Source organism: Vibrio sp. V15_P4S5T153 (assembly GCF_963874485.1).
Classification (GTDB): Bacteria; Pseudomonadota; Gammaproteobacteria; order Enterobacterales; family Vibrionaceae; genus Vibrio; species Vibrio anguillarum.
Window position 1 is genome coordinate 586923 of sequence record NZ_CAWNHR010000017.1, and the last position, 17725, is coordinate 604647.

Sequence of the window (17725 nt, forward strand, 5' to 3'; positions counted from 1 at the left end):
TTAATTTATGAGATAAATTCTACTTCAGTTAAAAAATGCTATTATTTATTATATATTTGATATAATATTGCTCGCGTCGATTTAAGTGTGGAGAATACATATGACTGAATCAACTCAGACGAAAACGCAGGGTAGACCGAAAAAGACCGCTTTAGAAATTGCTGCTAAAGAGTTATCTGATTCTAGGACTGCTTACCTTGAGGCTAAAGCAGCAATCGATTTCGAGCTTGATTTGGATAACTGTGAGACCAAGGAAGAGTCTGAATCGATTCTAAATCTGTTCAATGCAAGAACTAAGCTTGCTGTTGAAGTTGATAACTTATCGACTCAGATTCGCGCACTTAAAGCTGAGCTTAAAGCGATCTCTAACAAGAAGTCAGCTAAGGCGCTTGAAATTAAAGCTAAAATCAAGTCACTAACTGAAAGAAAAGAAGGGTTAAGCGAAGACCTAGCGGATCTTCCGCCTGTTGGTATGTCTCTTGATGATTGGGATGAGTTTCAAGAGGCGCAAAAAGACCTAAAGCGTAAACCAGGCAAGTCACCACTTCCGATTGAGCTTGTTTTTTACCGAGCAAAACAACGGCTTGGTGCGGCTCAGAAGGAATACAGAAAAGAAGAAAAAGCAGCAGGCATTCCTCCGCGTAACTTTGAAGGAGTTATTAAGGAAGAGCTTTCTAATCGTAAGTTGTCGGGCGGTCCCGCTCGAAAACTAGACAATTTAGGTAAGCTTGACAAAGACTTACTGCTACTACTTCGCAAGCAGGAAGAAATTGTTCACGCTATCAATAACCCTGTTGACGAGCCAGAACGCGCTAATAAGCAAGGTCGCAAGAAAACACCTCTAAGTCAGAAGCTTAAGCAGGTAGAGTCTCAAATTAAAGAGACTAGAGATGCCATTGCTAGAGCAGAAGCGGCTATGGATCCACTCAAGCTAATCGACGTTCAGATTAGACGTATTCAAGTAGCTCAGCGAATCTTGAGAAAGAAAGCTAAGGACATTGGATATGCTGATATTTCAGACTTGCCAAGGTCACATGAAATCTCAATTGAGTTTAATAAGTCTGAAGCTAACATTCTCGACTTGAAACTCGCCAAACTCGATTACGAGGTTGAGGCTAAATCTAGTGATGCTAAAGCCAATCTCATGAACAAGATCCAAGGTATTAAAGTTACCTACGAAGAAAAGAAAATTATCTAATAAAAAAGCGGGGATATACCCCGCTTTTTTATAGCTTTTTCTTCGCCTTTGCCTTGGGAATGTACTCATCGTACATAACCCCTCCCCTATAGAAACTAGTCCAGTATTTAGCTCTAAACAGTGTTTTAATAGGAAGGTCTTTCACATAGAGGTTCAATATGCTTGATGAGAAATACAGTGAAATGTATGAGACAACCACATAAACAATCAGCATAGTCAATGATGCACTTTTGATGTATCCACCGCTTGTAATGACAGTGGAAACCATACCCCACACATTAAAGTCATCACTTTGCACCGCATTTAGTATCATCGCATCAGTCGCATTTGATGCCAATAAAATAGATATACTTGCGCTTACCGATGCTATTGCGGACACAACCACCCACAGTAACAAAAGGTATCTAATAAACACATTCTTCTCTGAATCAAGAAAGTCTCTTACCATTCTAATTTACCCCAGTTCTTTTCTTTTGCATGATTTTGGAACTCTCTTTCTATACGAGCAATGTCATCCTGGCTGTAGCCATCAAGACCAAACCCTTTAACCAAGCCCTTATCTTGTTTTGGCTCAGAGTACTCTACTAATGCCTCTCTTTGACGAGGCGTGTATACAGCGTCACAGAACTCTTTACCATACTTATCAACGCAGGACATTAAATCTTCAGTAACTGAATACACCTTGTCTCCAGACATTACCGATTTAACCACGCTATCGATTTTATTGTTGATGCTATCGAGATGCTCAGGAGTTTTTTGATCATAAAACGATTGTGAATCAGCCATAAATTGCTTTCGCTCAACATCCTCAGGCGTATCCATCTTTGAAATAAGAGTCAGCTTCGATAATCCGTTTTGTATGTTGTTCATAAACAGAGACGCTTGCTGATCGATATTTATCTGACCTGTCGATACCTTACTTGTGGAAGCGATTAAGTCCACGCTGCTAGAAAGCCCTAGTGATTTCAATTCACATAGATAAGCGCCCATGTTATCGCCTTTAGCTACGAACTCTCCCTGAAGGTCTGAGAGCCTAGAAACAGTCTCTGAAACACTTCCCCTATATTCATTCAGCGTTTCTTGCGAAAAGTTGTCTGAAGTCGTTTTGGAGTAAATATCAGAAACAATATTTTTAATTGATTTAAAAGCTGGGTTATTACTCATCTTTTTAGTTTCCTTTTTATTTAAAAGTATACAATTCGAAGTCTTTCATTGCAAAGATATAAATATATAAATAGAATTGAAGATAACAATATAAAGAGAAAAATATATGAATAAATATTTCACCAACTACGTCCGTTATTTTCAGCCAATAATGTCTTCGAATGATAACTCTGTACATCATTACGAAATGCTCTTGCGAAAAACAGATGGAAGTACTGCGTTCCACGATATTCAAGAAATGGAAAGAAATGGAGAGATACCTCAATTGGATCTTGCAAACGTGTCGTTTGCTATTAATAAAATAAATAAAAACTCCACTTCCAAACCTATTGCTGTGAACGTTTCTTCATCAAGCCTTATGAATGATGATTTTTTTACCGCATTGTGTAATGAGCTGAGAGCGTGTAAGAATAAATCATTAATTTCAATTGAGTTAACTGAAACGGGTCATTCTCCAGATATCCCTAAGTTAAGAGAGTATTTTGAGATACTGCAAGATGCTGGCATAAAAATCTCCGCTGATGATTTTTCATCAGGGTTCATGGATGAGAAAGTGGTAAAGAGCTTACCTTTTAACAATATAAAAATAGACAGAAATCTTGTTCAAGGAATGATGAATTCTAAGGAAGATCTTGAAAGAGTTAAGAATATTATTTCTTACGCTAAACAGAATGACATAACTGTAACCGCTGAATTTGTTGACTCACAGGAAATTCTCGAAGCTGTAAAGGGATTAGGCATTGATTATGCTCAAGGGTTTTACTTAGCAGAGCCAAGCCCTAACATGAAAAACGCAAGTGATTCAGGATACTCAATATAAAAAATCAGGGTTTTCACCCTGATTTTTTTATGCTGAGGTTTTCTTTCCTCTTGGAGCCTTTCTAGCAGTTCCTGCACCAGATTTAGCACCGCCAGTTCCAGCTTTACCACGACCTCTTCCTTTTGAGCCTGAGCCAGATTTGCTGCCTTTAGCATTAAGAAGATTTTTGTATTTTTCAATATATTGAGAAGCGCAGTACGCATACTTCCTATCATCTTCTGTTGGCTGCTGCTTCTCTGAAGCGACTTCTGCAATTTGGTCGATAAACTTCAACTGACCTTCAGTAACAGGTTTAGAAGTTAATTTTTTCAATGTTTCAATGGTTGCAGAACAAACTTCAGCGCTAGTTTCAGCATTTTCTGGCATTTGGAATTCTACAGTGCATTTAGAAGCAAGGTCATTCATGTACTTCACCATGCCAGGAGTAGGTTTACTGAATAACTGATCTTTGTACTTTTCAATGATTTCACTACACACTTTTTTGTCTTCAACATAATTCTCAGGAATTACAGCTTCTGGGATCTCAGCTTTAATTCTCTCTATTAAGTTGAGCTGTGCTTGTGAAGGCACTCTTAGTACATCTTGATGCTCTGTAATAAATGTCATAGCCACAACAGGATCAGAACTTGCGTTTGCTGGTGGATTAAGCCCCTTCACTTTACAGATGGTCTTAATAGCTTTAATCATGTTTGGTGACACTTCTTTAGGAGCTTTCGCTATTTTTTGACCTAAGTTGTTCTGATATTTTTGAATCATGTCGTTTAACAGAAACTCAACAGCGTCCCTTTGTTTTTTGATGAACGCATCTCTCATCTGAACAGCTTTATTATCATCACGAAGTGTACAAAGCTTGATTAGATAGTCTTCCCACTTAGCAGTAAATGAAGCGTTGCGCAAGAACTCAGGCACGGCCTCAATTAAATCCATGCCTTTTTGTGCGGCATAGAAAACGCCTTTTTTGACTTCAACATATTTTCTCTTTTTGATGATTTCAATAATTGAAGCGCGTGTAGCAGGAGTACCGATACCTTCACTTTTTGCTAATGCCCTTCTAAGCTCTGGGTCTGACTCATACCTAGCAAGGTTAGCCATAGCATCTGGAAAGTCCTCTTCTTTGTATCTTTCTGGTGGCTTAGTTGTTGCCGCTTTTTTGAATGCCTCAAGTAATGGTGTTGAATCACCCTTTTCAAGCTTAGGAAGTACAGACTCTTTAGTGCTTCCACCAAATGCTGCTTTCCAACCAAGATCGATTACGCGTTTTCCTCGCGCCCTAAATACTGAAACATCCCTTTTAAGTAGATCTTCGCAAGGTACAGTGACTTCAATCTCTTGAGTTGCATACTGTGCAGGTGGATACAGTGCTTGGATGTATCTCTTACAAACAATTACATAGGCTTTCTGCATATGTTCGGTTGTGTAACCTTTACCATCAGGCTTAAGCGTATCAAAGTCGCTTTTAGTCATTACTTTTGTAGTAGGAACTATCCCGTGGTGCTCCATATCTTTTTTGGAGTAAGTTTTAGGTGTGAATGGCTTGTAATTTGGATGTTTGCCATTGTGGATATCAGCAACCTCTTTTGCTTGCTTTGAAAGCTCAGGAATTTGCATTGTAGCCTGAAGCATTTCGTTTCTACGCTGAGGATGATGGTAGTTTATTGGTATTTCAGCTTTAGAGGTGCGAGCATAAGACAAATAACCTTTTAAATACAAATCTTCAAGAATCGACTGAGCTGTTTGTGCAGAAATACCACACGCGCCAACAATTGCGCTCTGAGCGCCAGATAGAGCATAAGTTTTATCTGGTGATTGGCTGGATGATCCTTCCTTATAACCTGTAATTATCGCTTGTGATGCAAATTGTTTAAGTCTACCCATAAAGGCGTTAACTTTCGCTTCATCAACGAATAGAGGTGTGTCCAGTGGTGCATCCTCACCCTCTTTTGGTACGACTTTTGATGGCTGCCAGTAAATACCATCCTGATTGTTGGCAATTACATCTTCTGTAACGTAAGGCAGGTAATCAGCGAACAACTCAGAGCCTAATGCATCAAAATTCGCAGATACTTTGAAATGGTCTCTAGCAATAAAGTTTTTAATTTCAAGTTCACGTTTAACGATCATGCCAAGCGCAGGGGTTTGAACACGACCAACTGACATCACACCTTCTGAGCCTTTACCCTGAGAAAGTTCACGACCAAACTTGCCGTAACCAGCATAGAATGTATAACCCATAGTTAAGTTAATGTAACCATAGTCTGAACAATTTCGAGCTTCGGAAGCTCTCCACCAAGATTTTGTAACATCAGGGTCTCTTAGGTTTTCCATCGCCTCTTTAAGTGATTTTTCATCAACTCCAGCGGCAAACCAAGCTCTTCTTATCCGACCTTTCCAACCCAGATGGTTGATTATTTCCCATCCGATTGCCTCACCTTCTCTATCCGAGTCGGTTGCAATAATAATCTCAGTGACGTTTCTTTTGTTTTTCTCGTAAACATCTTTGAAAACTTTAAGTCTTGCTTTTGGCTGCAAGTGTGATTTTGAACCAGGTCTGTCTTTGATAGGTACTAAGGTGTAGTCAGTTGGTAGTGGGACAAGTGATACAGGATCATCCCAGCTCATATGAGGGTGAACTTCTTGAGGGTCTTTAAGTCCCATCAGGTGTCCAGCCGCAGATATTACAATAACATCTTCACCTTCGAACTTACCCTTAATCATGGCACCACTCTGAACCCAACCCATAGCCTTACCAAGCTCCTTGGTAACACTGGATTTTTCAGAAATAATTATTTTCATTTTAATTTGCCTTTTCTTTTTAATAAACCATTGTAGGCTTTATAAATTTTCTTTAAGTATCTATTTCTATACCTAGGGGTTTTACTATGGTAATTACCAACACCAACCCAATAATCATTAGTTTCTTTTAATCGCTTGCTTAGTATCCAGGTTCCAATTCCTATGTTTACACATGGGTCATAAGCAATATCTCGCCATGTGACAGTTGGGTACTTCCTTTGGATGTCAGGCAGGTGAATGGTATTGATCTGCATCACACCCATATCGTAAGTACCATTACTATTTCTGGACATTGTTCCTGATTTTCCACCCTCGACCAGTATTATTGCCTTTATTACATTTGAATTTATTCTGAAGTATTGTGATGAGTATGAAACACACTGCTCAATAACACTTTCACTAACTGGCTTTACAGGCGGAAGGTTTGGTGGTAACTCAAACATTTCACTAGTCTTTTTATTTTAAATTCATATTAATTCTGGATTTTAATCCAAAAGACATTTTTTATCTAGCTTTTAAATTAGTCAAGGCAAAATCTTACTGTTTCCTAGTCCCTTAAGATATTGTATAATGTTTAAAAATAACTAATTTTTTTAATAAGATGAATGAACTTAAAATGGATAATGATCTAGATAAAATCATCAAAAAAATCAACAGGGAACTCAATGAACAGCAGTATTTAGCTGCCGTTACCACTGAGGGTCCCGTTATGATCATTGCTAGTGCTGGAGCGGGAAAAACTAAGACTCTGATTCACAGATGTGCAACCATGCTTGTAAAAGGCATATCTCCTAAAAACATTATGGTTGTTACTTTCACCTCAAAAGCAGCCAAAGAGATCAAACAGCGTCTTGAAGAAATGCCAGAAATTGGAGCCAATGCTGAGTACATCTGTGCAGGCACATTCCACGGCATCATTTTTAAAGAAATTCTGACAAAGTTTCCTGAAAGCAGTTATCTGAAGAGAGTTGGAATTAATGCGGAAGAACTAACTATCCTTGATGATGCTGATGCAGCTAGCCTACTTAAGCAAGCAATTTCTGAGCTTCCAGATCTTGATAAGGAATTCATTAAAGATAATGAATGGACTTGGAAAGATATGCAGAAGGAAATGAGTCTTGCTCGTGCCAATGCGCTAGATCTTAAAGATTATATTGCGACTAATGTGATAGGTTCTGAAAATGAAGAATTAGCTCGTATCACTGCTACCGTATGGAAAAAATACAATGATCTATGTCGCGATCACAATGGTGTAGACTTCGATGATATCTTGCTACATGCAGATAAGATGCTTCAAGAAGATGAGTATATTTCTAAGGCTCTTTCTGAACAATTCAAGTACTTAATGCTAGATGAGTATCAGGATACAAACCGTGTACAACAAAACATCATGGATTCAATCGCTCAACACCACAATAATATCTGTACTGTTGGTGATGAAAAACAAAGTATCTACGCTTTCCGTGGTGCTGATATTAGCATTATTTTAGGTTTCAAAAAGCGTTACAAAGACACTGTAACTATTGATATCAATAATAACTACCGATCCTACCCAAGCATTATTAATTTCGCCAATGCTTGTGCTACAGCTATGGATCAGAGACTGTCTTCAGGCATTATGATTAACAAAAGACAGGTTGTTGAAGAGCCAGCAGTAGCAGCCGCAAGAAAGTCTAACATGTCTTCAATTGTAGAGTTTTACAATGAAACGCATGAAGCAGAGTCCATCGCAGGAGCAATTAAGAGAGACTTGGTTGCAGGAATTGAAGGAAAAGAAATTGCTGTTCTTTATAGAAATAGGAATACAAAAAGAGAACTTGAAAAGTTCTTAGTTACTAGTGATATTCCATATGAAATCATTGGTGACGTTAGTTTTTATCAGAAGAAGCATGTGAAGGATGCAATTGCCCTTATCCGATTCATATTCCACCCATACGATAGCATGGCTGGCATGAGACTAATTAACGCATCTACACTAGGTGTATCACTTGATGCGGCGAAGAAATCAATGGCTTCTGATGGCGTTAACGTTCATGAGTTTTTAAAAATTAAAAGCCAGGATAAACTGACTTCAAAATCAACAAAAAGTGGCGCGAGATACAAAGTTTATGCTCAAAAAATTCAACCTCTTCTAGAGATTTCTGAAGAATTAAGAAAAGCTGTTAAATACAAAGATTCACCAAAATTTATTACTGATGTGCTTGCTAAAGTATGGGATGCTTACTTAAAGCCTAAAGATGGAAAGAATAAGAAAAAGGTTGAGTCAGCAGAACTAGAGGCTCACATACAAGATGTTAAATTTATAATTGATCGAATCCATAAAAATCTAGACCAGGGCTTCTCTATGGATGATATTATTGATGACTTAATTTTTATGGTTGATAAAAACCCAGAGTTAGATCGTGAAAGAGACTCAAAAATCAAGCTCATGACTCTACATGCAAGCAAAGGTCTAGAATTTGATAACGTCTATATGATCGGATTTGATGAAGAGAGCATGATTGGTAAGACAGACGAGCCGAGCTATGAAGATGTTGAAGAAGCCAGAAGACTTGCTTATGTTGGAATCACAAGAGCTAAAAAGAAACTTACTATCTCTTATGCTAAATACAGAAAAACTTTCGATAACTCAACAATTGAAACTAATACAAGTAGATTTGTTAAAGAAATTGAGAAAGTCACTGGCACTAAAATCCATAGAATTGCCCTTAAAAAATCGCAAGATAACTCTCCAAGCATGAGTTGACTTTTAACGTTTTTTATGTATTATTAACTTAATAAATATTTTTTATATAGGAATTAAATGATGACTCAAGCATCACAATTTACTCAGCATGATCAAAACATCGGTCAACAAGATAATGGACATACTCATCACCAAGAGCATAACGATCTAGTAAACCAAGAACAGGGCACTTCATTAAGTGATACTCAACTTCTTGAGCAATTCCGTGAGATTCAACAAATTGAATTAGCCTCTTCTAATAAGTTAATTGAACTTCAAACCCGACTAAGCGAATCAGAAAAGCGAATGAAACAACTTACTCAAATCGCAAAAGAAAAGTATGGAGTTCAATCATTAAAAGAGCTGAAAGAGCGTCTTGCGAATAATCAAGCTCATAATCAGCAGGTGATTCCACAGGCATACCAACAGGCAGTCAATATTCGAGAAAACATCAGAAACATTGAACAAAAAATTGGTCAGTGATAGGTGTAAATATGAATAGTGTATCTGTCCAGCAGTTAGATAATTACAGAACTGATATTTCAAACAGCTTAGTCAAGCTGTCAGGATATCAACAGGCTCTTGTCGTTGAGAAGTCTCAGCTAATGGTTGCTTCAGACGAGGCAAGTGAATACCTTGCAAATAAGGATGAAGTAGCACAAGCACTGGCTGGCATTTACTCACAAACACAAGCCACATCAAAAGAGTTGTATGAGAATCTTCTTACAACTCAAATCAAAGAAATTATGCCTCACAATGATGAGTGTGACCGAGTTGTATTAAATAACAGCTACAAGCGCGGCAGACCTACACTATCAATTGAGGTTCAAACCGTTTCAGGCAAGCTTCGTGATGTTTACCTTGATAAAGGTGGTAGTATCGAAAACCTGATTGCTATTGGTCTTCGATTCATTTGCTTGTGCCGAACTACAAACCGTCGATTCTTGGTTTTAGATGAAGCTGATGCAGCAGTTAGCCCAAGATACGCAGAATCGTTCGCTTCGATGCTCTACTCACTTTCTACCATGCTTGGTGTACAGGTAATCTACATCACTCATAAAGAACCAGAACTCTTCATGGGTAAAGGTAGAATTCATCATCTAAAGCGCAAGGGCGGAAAAATTGTAAGTGAAGTGCTTTCAGATATCGACCACGAAAATATCAAAGTTCAAGGTCTTGATGGAAGTGAAGAAAGTGCTTTGCACGAAAACATTGGCATTAAGCATTTACGCCTGACCAACTTCAAGCAGCATGAAAACACGCACTTAGAGCTATCACCATTTGTAAACTACATCGTTGGTGACAACGATGTTGGTAAAACAGCTATTGTTCAAGCTATTGAAGCGGTAATGCTCAATAAAGGTCGCGACAATCAAGTTCGCGATAATATGGACTTTTCACAAGTTGAACTGGGTCTTGAAGAAGACTATACACTTAGCTTTAAATATTCGTTAAAGGGTAAAAAGAAAACCCTTTATCAATTGTTTGATGAAAATGCGGAAGAGATTAATCGCTCTACGAGCGGTGAAAAAGTTCCTGAATGGTTGGATGAAGTTTTGTTCATGCCTTTAGTCAATGATGTGAACATTCACATTAGTGATCAGCATGATGCCTCATTCATTCTCGACAAGAGTGTTTCAGAGCATAAAAAAGCAGAAATGCTCAACTTGGATGATAATTCCAAAAGAATTCAAAAGATGATTTCGCGCCATCATGAATTGGTGGACATGCATCGCAGGAATCACCTAAGCAGTAAACAGTCACTAGCAAAGCTAGACTCTAAACTTCTAGCCCTGAGAGAGATGGAAAAATCTCACGCTGACCTGGAAGAACTAGATGAAGCCATTAGCACTATCAAGAAAAACTCAGAATCTGAGAAAGGACTAACTGACCTCATCAAACAGATGGAAGCCGAACAAAGCTTTATTGAAGCGGTTTCAGCAGTTCAGTCTATGAAAGTAGAATCTGTGGAATATTATGACACAAAGGAATTGTCTCAGATTGTATTCGAAATGGAAAAGATTCAGTCTGTAATGACTGAGATCAGCAATTTGAAAGATATGAAAGTTGCTGTTCCTGAGGTTGTAGAAACTACTGAGCTTGAATCTTTAATCAATGAAATGACCACGCTTAACCACACTATTCGAACATTGAAGTCGATTGAGGGTGTTGAGCTTCCTAAGCCTGATGTGAAGCCAATTTCAGAGCTTCAGGAAATCATTAGCGGCATTGAAGATTGTAAGTCTACTATCACTTTGCTATCTAAACTTCCTAAAGAGTTCAATCTAACTCCGAAAGTTCAGAACGTTAATGATATTATGTCTTTAATCTCTGAGATTAACACTGTTCGAAGTGAAATTAGAACACACGGTCAAAACTTAAAAACTGAAGAAGCTAACCTGAACAACGCTAAAAGACAAAAACAAGTTCTTTTGGAAAGTACAGGCTTCTGCCCTCTTTGTAATCAAACAATTCATAAGCACTAAGTGGGGATTTTATGCAGTGTGTATTTAAAGGTCTAATGTTTTTAAACAACATCAACTTATGTGCAGAAAAAAGCGCTCCAAAGGGGCGCTTAGATGATAGCTTCACCCAAACGTTAAAAGAAAAGCTTTCATATGCTATTAATTATGCAGATGAAAATGAGTTGAAGATTGTTCTATTTGGAAATGTATTTAGGAAGAATTTCGAATATGAAGCTTTAGAAATGTTCTTAGATTTATTCTCTGAATGCAATCCAATTGTTTATCAGAAGAACGGATCAGAGTGTAACTCCATTTCCATGCTGAAAAAGATTGGTTTGTTCAATATCATTGGGAGCGACACTGTAATAGAAGATTTTAAGGTTGAAGATGAGGAAGATATTCACAACTTGAAGATTTACTACAACGATCAACTTCCGAACGGATTCACAAACATTCCTGTAGATGATGCGTTTGCAATTTCTGGCAAGTCAGTTGTGCTAAGCAACAAGTACAATGAGATTGATATGGAGCTTTGTAGCGCAGATGCGATAGTTTTTGGTACATGGGATTCAGTGTCCAGCCCAAACGAAAGAAAATCTGTTTGCAATTCCATTGTGCGAGAAACGCCAAAAGACTCTACTCCATCCTTTCTAGTTTGGACTCCTGATGATGGTTTAACGAAAATTGAAGTTCCACACCAGGAAGTAGTATTCGAAGAAAACTTTGTGCCAGTAACAAATATTGCAGAGAATAAAGATCAATTTGCCAAAAACTTGATGATTGCATCACAATCAGAAGTTGCCGAAACCAATCTATCTGAAGTTATTGATTCCTATATAGCTTCTGCCGATATTAGCGATAAAAGTAAGTCAATAATTGAGCAATTAAGTTTGGAAGTTGCTTAATCTAAAAAGGAGCCTCTCGGCTCCTTTTTTATCGAGTTAACATACTACTAACTTTCTGGCAGAACTTTTCAAGCATTTCAGAAATCGCTTTCTGGATTTCAGCAAGTTTTTCCTGCATTTTTTCTAAACGAGACTTTTCTTCATCGCTTAGACTACCTTCATTTGATTTCTTAAAATCATCAACCTGTTGCTTAGTTTGCTTGAATAGCTCCATGCCCTCATCAAGGTCTTTCTTAACATGAGAATTATTGGCTTTTTGGCTTTTATAATTAGCAATCTCATTGAAAGCTGCTGTTTTCTCATCGAGCTTAGAATATGCTTTAAGACGATCCTGCTCACTAAGGCTAGATAGAGAGCCTGCAATAGAAGTCATTTCATGACCAATTTCAGCTAAGCTTGGGGCTTGTTTACCTCTTGCAGCATAAGCTCCAAACGCACTCATCGTAATGTCTTTAGCACCTCTAAAAATCCCTGAAACACCTTTCGTTACACCATATAAAGGATCGTATATTGGTTGTCCACCAGACTGTCGCTGAGGTGCCGCTTGCTGTTGCAAACCTGAAGGGATGGCATCAGCTTTGTCATTGTCAGGTGTAGACATGCCACCTTGCTCAACAGACTGCCTTGGGCTTTTAGCCCCCTTCGAGTATGGGTTATCATTAGTTGAGCGATTGATTTTACCATCTTTATTATCTGATTCAGGTTCATCTTCAGGCTTATTAGAAACCTTATCATTAGCTTCAGACTCTAAACCTATATCAGTATCATCAGCTTTCAATGCCTCTTGCTGCTCTTCTAATTTTTGGATTTCTTCTGGGTCTACTTTATCTTTATACTCAGGCATAGCTGCAACCTCTTTTAAATCTTCTAGCGATAACATTCCATGTTCTAGTTTGTAATCAATTAAATCTTTCAATATAACGTTGTTTTTGTGGTCTAGTTCTGCGATATCAAAACCATATTCGTGGAAAATTTTTAATAAATTTTCTGCTGAAAATTCAGCTTCTAATGGGCTAAACTCTTTACCAACAGTTCTTAGTTGGTTTACATGACGTGTATGACTAATATTATTGCCATAAGTGTTGATTGCATCCCAAGTGTTAGTATTATTAAAGTAGATATCAAAAGCTTGGATGTAATCTTCAGGGAACCATCTTTCGAACCCTTCCATCCAAGGTTTTATTCGCTTACATAAGTCGTTATCTACATCATCATATGTGTACGCACCCTCTTCAGGTTCTTTCTCAATGCCCATTTCGGCATATACCTTATCAAGATTTTCCATCTGACTTTTCATCTTATCAGATTGATTTTCTTGATAAATTATTTCTCTTAACTCTTCTCGAAATTCACCTGAAATGAATTTGTTTATTCTTTCGTGGAGAATTTTCGCAATATCTGAACCTTTATTCTTGCTCATTTTATTACCCGTTGATTTTTTCTATAATTTCATTTGCCAGCATGTATTCTTTTTCTAGATTTTGCTTATACTCATCTATAGCATATTGAATTCTTGTAGCCATCATCAGAGCCTGCTCTCTCATGATTGGTGTTGAAGTCATGGTTAGAACCTCAGTATTCAATCTGGTTACAAATGTATCCTCAACACCACCAGATGAATCTTCACCTTTCCAGTAGTACTTATCAGTTTCATTTAGTAACGCAAGTTTAGAGACACCTTCATCGTTTGGTATTCTTTCTGCAACATTATTAGAAAGAACCGAGTGCAATGCAGATCGCTTAACTTGTTGAGAAAGGTCTTTTATTAACTCATCATCATCACCAGCTTTTGCATACGCGTTAGGATTAACATAAGGTGGAATAACCAAGTTAACGAAATCCTTCATTACCTCTTCTTCTTTTTGTGAATAATTTAAAAAGGCATTTGGATTCATCATATAGTCACCTTGCGTAGACATTGGTGCTTCTATTTGTGCTTGCAATGCTTCAATACGATCAGAATCTGAAAGCTCGATATCAGAAAATCCAGGCTTTAATTCTTTATAGTTATTTACTATTTTACTATTAAACTCCGCTACCCTTCCAGCCTGGGTGTTAATATTTCGCTCAGAATCAGATGAAATTATTTTCACCTTACGATCTGAAGCACTTCTATCTTTGGTATTCAAAGAGTAAGATGCCACTGAATTATAAGCGTAATTATCTGCTTCATTAGCAGTTTTCTGAGCGTTCCCAGTATTACTTGTAGCTGTTGGTCTTTTAGCGATGATCGCACAAACATTTGTCAATGGCTGGCTTTGCTCTTGCACTTTGAGATTATGGAGGCTTTCATTTAGCTTTAATGTTTTATTGTTTTTCATAAAGCTAATACCTAATGTGGATTCAATCCTCATTAAGTACGTATTTACATTCTGGTCAATCCAAGTGGTATAATTAGCAATCAACTCACCATGCTGCTTAACCTTGCGAATATTCTCTAAAACGCTAGGAGGAATTTCAGGATAATCGATTGTTGGGAATGCTAAAGCATTCCCTGAACATACAAGCCCAACAGCTAAAGCAACACTAGCTACTCTTTTTCTTACAAATCGCATTACTCATACCCCATAAAATTGCCAGTCTAGTTTTTGAGCGCTGCTCAAGGTCGGACTGATCAGTAAACAGCTCTAAATGATTATGGATATCCTCATCTATGAATGAAATTAAATCCTCTTTAATTCCAATTGTTTTCATAGGCTTACTACCCTCTCCCTGAAACCATTCCTTTCTGTCTTGTTGAGACATATTTTGAACCATTTCAATCATTTCTTCTGACCATGAAACCCAAGACTTTTCAAGTGTTTCATCTACCAGTTTCACAAGCTTTCCAATATAAATTCCGTTCTGTTTATTATTGAAGTGTGAAATTCTTTTGTCAGAAAGCAAGGCATAAACATACGATGAAAATTCATTTTCAAGCCATTCAAAATTGTATTTGTGATGGGACTCATATCCCATTGTAAACTTTCTAGTTGCAGCCCTGAATTTAGGAAGATGATCAATCAAGTTAGTTTCGGTTATATGTACGAAATCAGAATCTAGAGACTCCAGAATTTGTTCCAGCCATGTATCCATTGATATTTCACAGCAATATTTGAGCATATTCTCAAACAAGACTTCTCTTTCACGGAAGCCGCTATATTTATCCCAATTGAATGCAATGTCTTTTGCTAAAGTAAGAGACATATTGTGGAACCACTTAACATGAACAAGTTTCTTATCACCATAGAATCCCATCTGATCCAAAATGCTTTCTATCTTGATTGCATATGGAAAAATTGAGCATTTTATGTTCACGAGCGTATCGGATGTAATAACATTCTGTTCATATAGTTCTCTAACTGAATTACTGGACTTATTAAGTTCAGTAATCATATCAATAATTAGATTAACTTTTTCTTCTTCAAAGTTATTTAAGGCACCAGAGCTAATCAGCTTAGAAATATTGTGTCCAAGATTAAATCCAGATGACTTTATCTCAGGTGTGTACGCAGTTATCCCCATGTTCTCAAAAACATGTTGCTTGATCTTCTGCTGCAAACAGTAATACGTTAATAGTGACTCTTTGAAATCATTATCCGAAGAGCAATTTAAGGCTGAAATATCAATCAAAGGAGAAATTTCCGAAACAGTATTCGTAAAGTCACGAATCCTTGCAGATTTCTTCTTAATCTCCAGTGATTTTCTTTGTTTTACAACATCGGATTTGCTTTTGAAATCCGAACCCTTCTGTTGAGCTTCACGCTTTTTCTTTATTATTTCAGAAGGGTTTACTGACGGCACGTTGACTGTTTGTGCTCTTCCAGTGTATATCGCGTCGAAATCTTGTTCCATTTTTTAACCTTATTCGCTTAGCTCTACACTAAACTCTTCAATTTCTTTATTATTTTCCAATTCAGGATTAATTACTTTATATTGCTTATTGAAATCAAAGGATATTTTATTCCATTCATACGCTAATGAATAGTCAACATCGGGAAATTCTATGGTTTCACCATCTTCAACAGTACCGTTTCCCGCTAGATAAAATCCAACGTCATTCTGAACATTGAATTTTCTATCTTTTAAAACCAATCTTTGTTGGAGGGCTAATTGACACATCAACACTTTTAAAGCGAAAGGTATATCATCAGATGTTGCTACATCATGCTTCTTATACGAGTCAGGAATTTCCATACCATCCTTGATTGGGGTGGTTGTGTATCCCATCATTGCAGACGCATTGCCTCTATACAAAACATCCCAGAGCCTTTTGCCAGACATCATTACTGAGATTTCGTCCGATCTTAACATCCAGCTTGGTAAAAACGCATCGTTAGAGTTGAAAAATGATAGTTTTATAGCTGGTTCAAAATCCTTAAGACTTTCATCGTTATAGCCGTAATCAGCAATGCCTTTTCTTTTTAAAATCATTTCAAATATTTTTTGGGCTTCTATTGCTGAACCTTCTTGGTTTTTATCGACCATTGAATTGTCCTCTTTATTATTGTATTTTATTTTCATATTACAACAAACCAAAAAGAAAAGTAAGATGTTTGATAAAACTACAGAAAATAAAAACAAAATTTTCGAACTATACCCTGAAAATCAGGAGCTTGTACTTCTTGATAAGTTAAGTCATGAGTTTCAAAACTTTAGGAGGGGTTTTAGAGGAAAATTAGACCATACCTACGTTCTCTCCCCTGCCGCTTCTGATATGTTTCCTGTAACAATCCATAATGGGAAACCGATCATGGGTGTTCCTGATCAATTATTCGAGATTTTTTTGGATATTAGATGGTATGTGGTGAACATTCTTGAAGGGATGAATAGTTTGTACTTAACTTTTGAAATCGGAGTGGCACCCAAAAAACATCCTGCTTCCCTTCGCGTTTACAAAAGAAAACTTCTTACTGAAGCCGTTAGTAGATATAAAAGAATGGGATTTGTTAGAATAAACAATAAAGGTGAGGCGCTTGGATTTGATGCTCTAAACTACTTCGAAAAACCAATAGCTGTAAAAAAACACATTGATTGGGAGTATTAATCAAACCGCTTAGTGATCAAGCTCACATTTATCTTGATTATTCACCCCTCTAGACGTAATATTAAACAAAATAATAAATAAATTAATAACAAATAAATAATAATAAAGAGGAATACTAAAGTGTTTAATATGATTATTGCTATAATCGCTATTTCTTTAATAACGATTGTAAGTGGAGCAGCACTCTACTATGGGGGGGACGCCTTTAACAGCAATACTGTTGAAGCTGAAGCCGCTAGAATGCGTAACGAACGTTCGCAAATAATTGCTGCAATGGAAGTCTATAAGTCAGAGGGCAACTCAGTAGGATCAGGCTTTAAATTTAAGGATTTAATTGAAGGTTCTTATCTAAAGCAGGTTCCTGATGGATGGATTGCTGACAACAACTTTGCATACAAACCACTTGATATGAACGATCCAGGCTCTCTGAATGTTTGCTACACAGCAAACCTACAAGATAACTTTACTTTTCCAAGTTCCGAGCCAGATGTCTTTCCACTAAACAAAGATCCTGGCTTTGGAATACCTTATTGCGATAAGGAAAACCTTGATAAGTTAGTGCCTTGTTGCTTAGGAAGATAATGGTGCTCATCAAACCTCCAAATCCCCTCTTACACCGTAAGAAGGGA

General features: G+C 37.3%; 16 protein-coding genes. 8 read left to right on the forward strand and 8 right to left on the reverse strand.

Features of this window, described 5'->3' with window-relative positions:
* Positions 1-100 precede the first annotated feature (100 nt).
* Positions 101-1198 (forward strand): hypothetical protein, encoded by a 1098-nt coding sequence (locus AACT42_RS13435; protein ID WP_094133102.1) that lies wholly within the window; start codon positions 101-103, stop codon positions 1196-1198.
* A gap of 28 nt (positions 1199-1226) precedes the next feature.
* Here AACT42_RS13435 and AACT42_RS13440 read toward each other — a convergent pair whose 3' ends face one another.
* A complete protein-coding gene (locus AACT42_RS13440; protein WP_038129295.1) occupies positions 1227-1646 on the reverse strand; it encodes a hypothetical protein in 420 nt (139 codons plus the stop codon).
* Complete coding sequence (locus AACT42_RS13445) at positions 1640-2362, reverse strand: hypothetical protein (protein WP_094182868.1); 723 nt, start codon at positions 2360-2362, stop codon at positions 1640-1642. Before AACT42_RS13445 ends, AACT42_RS13440 begins: the two co-directional genes overlap by 7 nt.
* Before the next feature lie 106 nt (positions 2363-2468).
* Here AACT42_RS13445 and AACT42_RS13450 point away from each other — a divergent pair, with 106 nt between their 5' ends.
* The gene (locus AACT42_RS13450; protein WP_094133748.1) at positions 2469-3182 is read left to right on the forward strand and encodes an EAL domain-containing protein; all 714 of its coding nucleotides are present in this window, start codon (positions 2469-2471) and stop codon (positions 3180-3182) included.
* A gap of 27 nt (positions 3183-3209) precedes the next feature.
* Here AACT42_RS13450 and AACT42_RS13455 read toward each other — a convergent pair whose 3' ends face one another.
* Positions 3210-5975 (reverse strand): DNA topoisomerase, encoded by a 2766-nt coding sequence (locus AACT42_RS13455; protein WP_094133749.1) that lies wholly within the window; start codon positions 5973-5975, stop codon positions 3210-3212.
* The gene (locus tag AACT42_RS13460) at positions 5972-6418 is read right to left on the reverse strand and encodes a lytic transglycosylase domain-containing protein (RefSeq protein ID WP_094133750.1); all 447 of its coding nucleotides are present in this window, start codon (positions 6416-6418) and stop codon (positions 5972-5974) included. Before AACT42_RS13460 ends, AACT42_RS13455 begins: the two co-directional genes overlap by 4 nt.
* A 173-nt stretch (positions 6419-6591) precedes the next feature.
* Here AACT42_RS13460 and AACT42_RS13465 point away from each other — a divergent pair, with 173 nt between their 5' ends.
* The 4 genes from AACT42_RS13465 to AACT42_RS13480 are packed head-to-tail and all read left to right on the forward strand — an operon-like array spanning position 6592 to position 12070.
* On the forward strand, positions 6592-8721 hold the full coding sequence (locus AACT42_RS13465) for an ATP-dependent helicase (protein ID WP_176432226.1): 2130 nt from the start codon (positions 6592-6594) through the stop codon (positions 8719-8721).
* A gap of 57 nt (positions 8722-8778) precedes the next feature.
* Positions 8779-9183: a hypothetical protein gene (locus AACT42_RS13470; RefSeq protein ID WP_141193168.1), complete on the forward strand. Its 405-nt coding sequence runs from the start codon at positions 8779-8781 to the stop codon at positions 9181-9183.
* A gap of 11 nt (positions 9184-9194) precedes the next feature.
* The gene (locus AACT42_RS13475; RefSeq protein ID WP_094131958.1) at positions 9195-11186 is read left to right on the forward strand and encodes an AAA family ATPase; all 1992 of its coding nucleotides are present in this window, start codon (positions 9195-9197) and stop codon (positions 11184-11186) included.
* Positions 11187-11197: 11 nt separating this feature from the next.
* Positions 11198-12070 (forward strand): hypothetical protein, encoded by an 873-nt coding sequence (locus AACT42_RS13480; RefSeq protein ID WP_094131959.1) that lies wholly within the window; start codon positions 11198-11200, stop codon positions 12068-12070.
* Positions 12071-12098: 28 nt separating this feature from the next.
* Here AACT42_RS13480 and AACT42_RS13485 read toward each other — a convergent pair whose 3' ends face one another.
* From AACT42_RS13485 to AACT42_RS13500, 4 genes are read right to left on the reverse strand one after another with little or no spacing between them, the layout of a single operon-like run.
* Positions 12099-13490, reverse strand: coding sequence for a hypothetical protein (locus AACT42_RS13485; protein ID WP_094131960.1), 1392 nt, complete (start codon positions 13488-13490; stop codon positions 12099-12101).
* A 4-nt stretch (positions 13491-13494) separates the two neighbouring features.
* Positions 13495-14625 (reverse strand): hypothetical protein, encoded by a 1131-nt coding sequence (locus AACT42_RS13490; protein ID WP_094131961.1) that lies wholly within the window; start codon positions 14623-14625, stop codon positions 13495-13497.
* Entirely contained in the window at positions 14597-15904 is a 1308-nt protein-coding gene (locus AACT42_RS13495; protein WP_094131962.1) for a hypothetical protein, read from the reverse strand. Before AACT42_RS13495 ends, AACT42_RS13490 begins: the two co-directional genes overlap by 29 nt.
* Positions 15905-15913: 9 nt before the next feature.
* On the reverse strand, positions 15914-16573 hold the full coding sequence (locus tag AACT42_RS13500) for a hypothetical protein (protein ID WP_141193169.1): 660 nt from the start codon (positions 16571-16573) through the stop codon (positions 15914-15916).
* A 28-nt stretch (positions 16574-16601) separates the two neighbouring features.
* On the opposite strand from AACT42_RS13500, the gene AACT42_RS13505 reads away from it, so the two are divergent.
* Entirely contained in the window at positions 16602-17096 is a 495-nt protein-coding gene (locus AACT42_RS13505; protein WP_021486115.1) for a hypothetical protein, read from the forward strand.
* Between the two features lie 120 nt (positions 17097-17216).
* A complete protein-coding gene (locus AACT42_RS13510) occupies positions 17217-17678 on the forward strand; it encodes a hypothetical protein (protein ID WP_141193170.1) in 462 nt (153 codons plus the stop codon).
* Positions 17679-17725 lie beyond the last annotated feature (47 nt).

Bases quoted from the DNA above. Each gene is read 5' to 3' on its own strand.
- AACT42_RS13435 (WP_094133102.1), top strand. From the start codon at position 101: ATGACTGAATCAACTCAGACGAAAACGCAGGGTAGACCGAAAAAGACC.
- AACT42_RS13440 (WP_038129295.1), bottom strand. From the start codon at position 1,646: ATGGTAAGAGACTTTCTTGATTCAGAGAAGAATGTGTTTATTAGATAC.
- AACT42_RS13445 (WP_094182868.1), bottom strand. From the start codon at position 2,362: ATGAGTAATAACCCAGCTTTTAAATCAATTAAAAATATTGTTTCTGAT.
- AACT42_RS13450 (WP_094133748.1), top strand. From the start codon at position 2,469: ATGAATAAATATTTCACCAACTACGTCCGTTATTTTCAGCCAATAATG.
- AACT42_RS13455 (WP_094133749.1), bottom strand. From the start codon at position 5,975: ATGAAAATAATTATTTCTGAAAAATCCAGTGTTACCAAGGAGCTTGGT.
- AACT42_RS13460 (WP_094133750.1), bottom strand. From the start codon at position 6,418: ATGTTTGAGTTACCACCAAACCTTCCGCCTGTAAAGCCAGTTAGTGAA.
- AACT42_RS13465 (WP_176432226.1), top strand. From the start codon at position 6,592: ATGGATAATGATCTAGATAAAATCATCAAAAAAATCAACAGGGAACTC.
- AACT42_RS13470 (WP_141193168.1), top strand. From the start codon at position 8,779: ATGATGACTCAAGCATCACAATTTACTCAGCATGATCAAAACATCGGT.
- AACT42_RS13475 (WP_094131958.1), top strand. From the start codon at position 9,195: ATGAATAGTGTATCTGTCCAGCAGTTAGATAATTACAGAACTGATATT.
- AACT42_RS13480 (WP_094131959.1), top strand. From the start codon at position 11,198: ATGCAGTGTGTATTTAAAGGTCTAATGTTTTTAAACAACATCAACTTA.
- AACT42_RS13485 (WP_094131960.1), bottom strand. From the start codon at position 13,490: ATGAGCAAGAATAAAGGTTCAGATATTGCGAAAATTCTCCACGAAAGA.
- AACT42_RS13490 (WP_094131961.1), bottom strand. From the start codon at position 14,625: ATGCGATTTGTAAGAAAAAGAGTAGCTAGTGTTGCTTTAGCTGTTGGG.
- AACT42_RS13495 (WP_094131962.1), bottom strand. From the start codon at position 15,904: ATGGAACAAGATTTCGACGCGATATACACTGGAAGAGCACAAACAGTC.
- AACT42_RS13500 (WP_141193169.1), bottom strand. From the start codon at position 16,573: ATGAAAATAAAATACAATAATAAAGAGGACAATTCAATGGTCGATAAA.
- AACT42_RS13505 (WP_021486115.1), top strand. From the start codon at position 16,602: ATGTTTGATAAAACTACAGAAAATAAAAACAAAATTTTCGAACTATAC.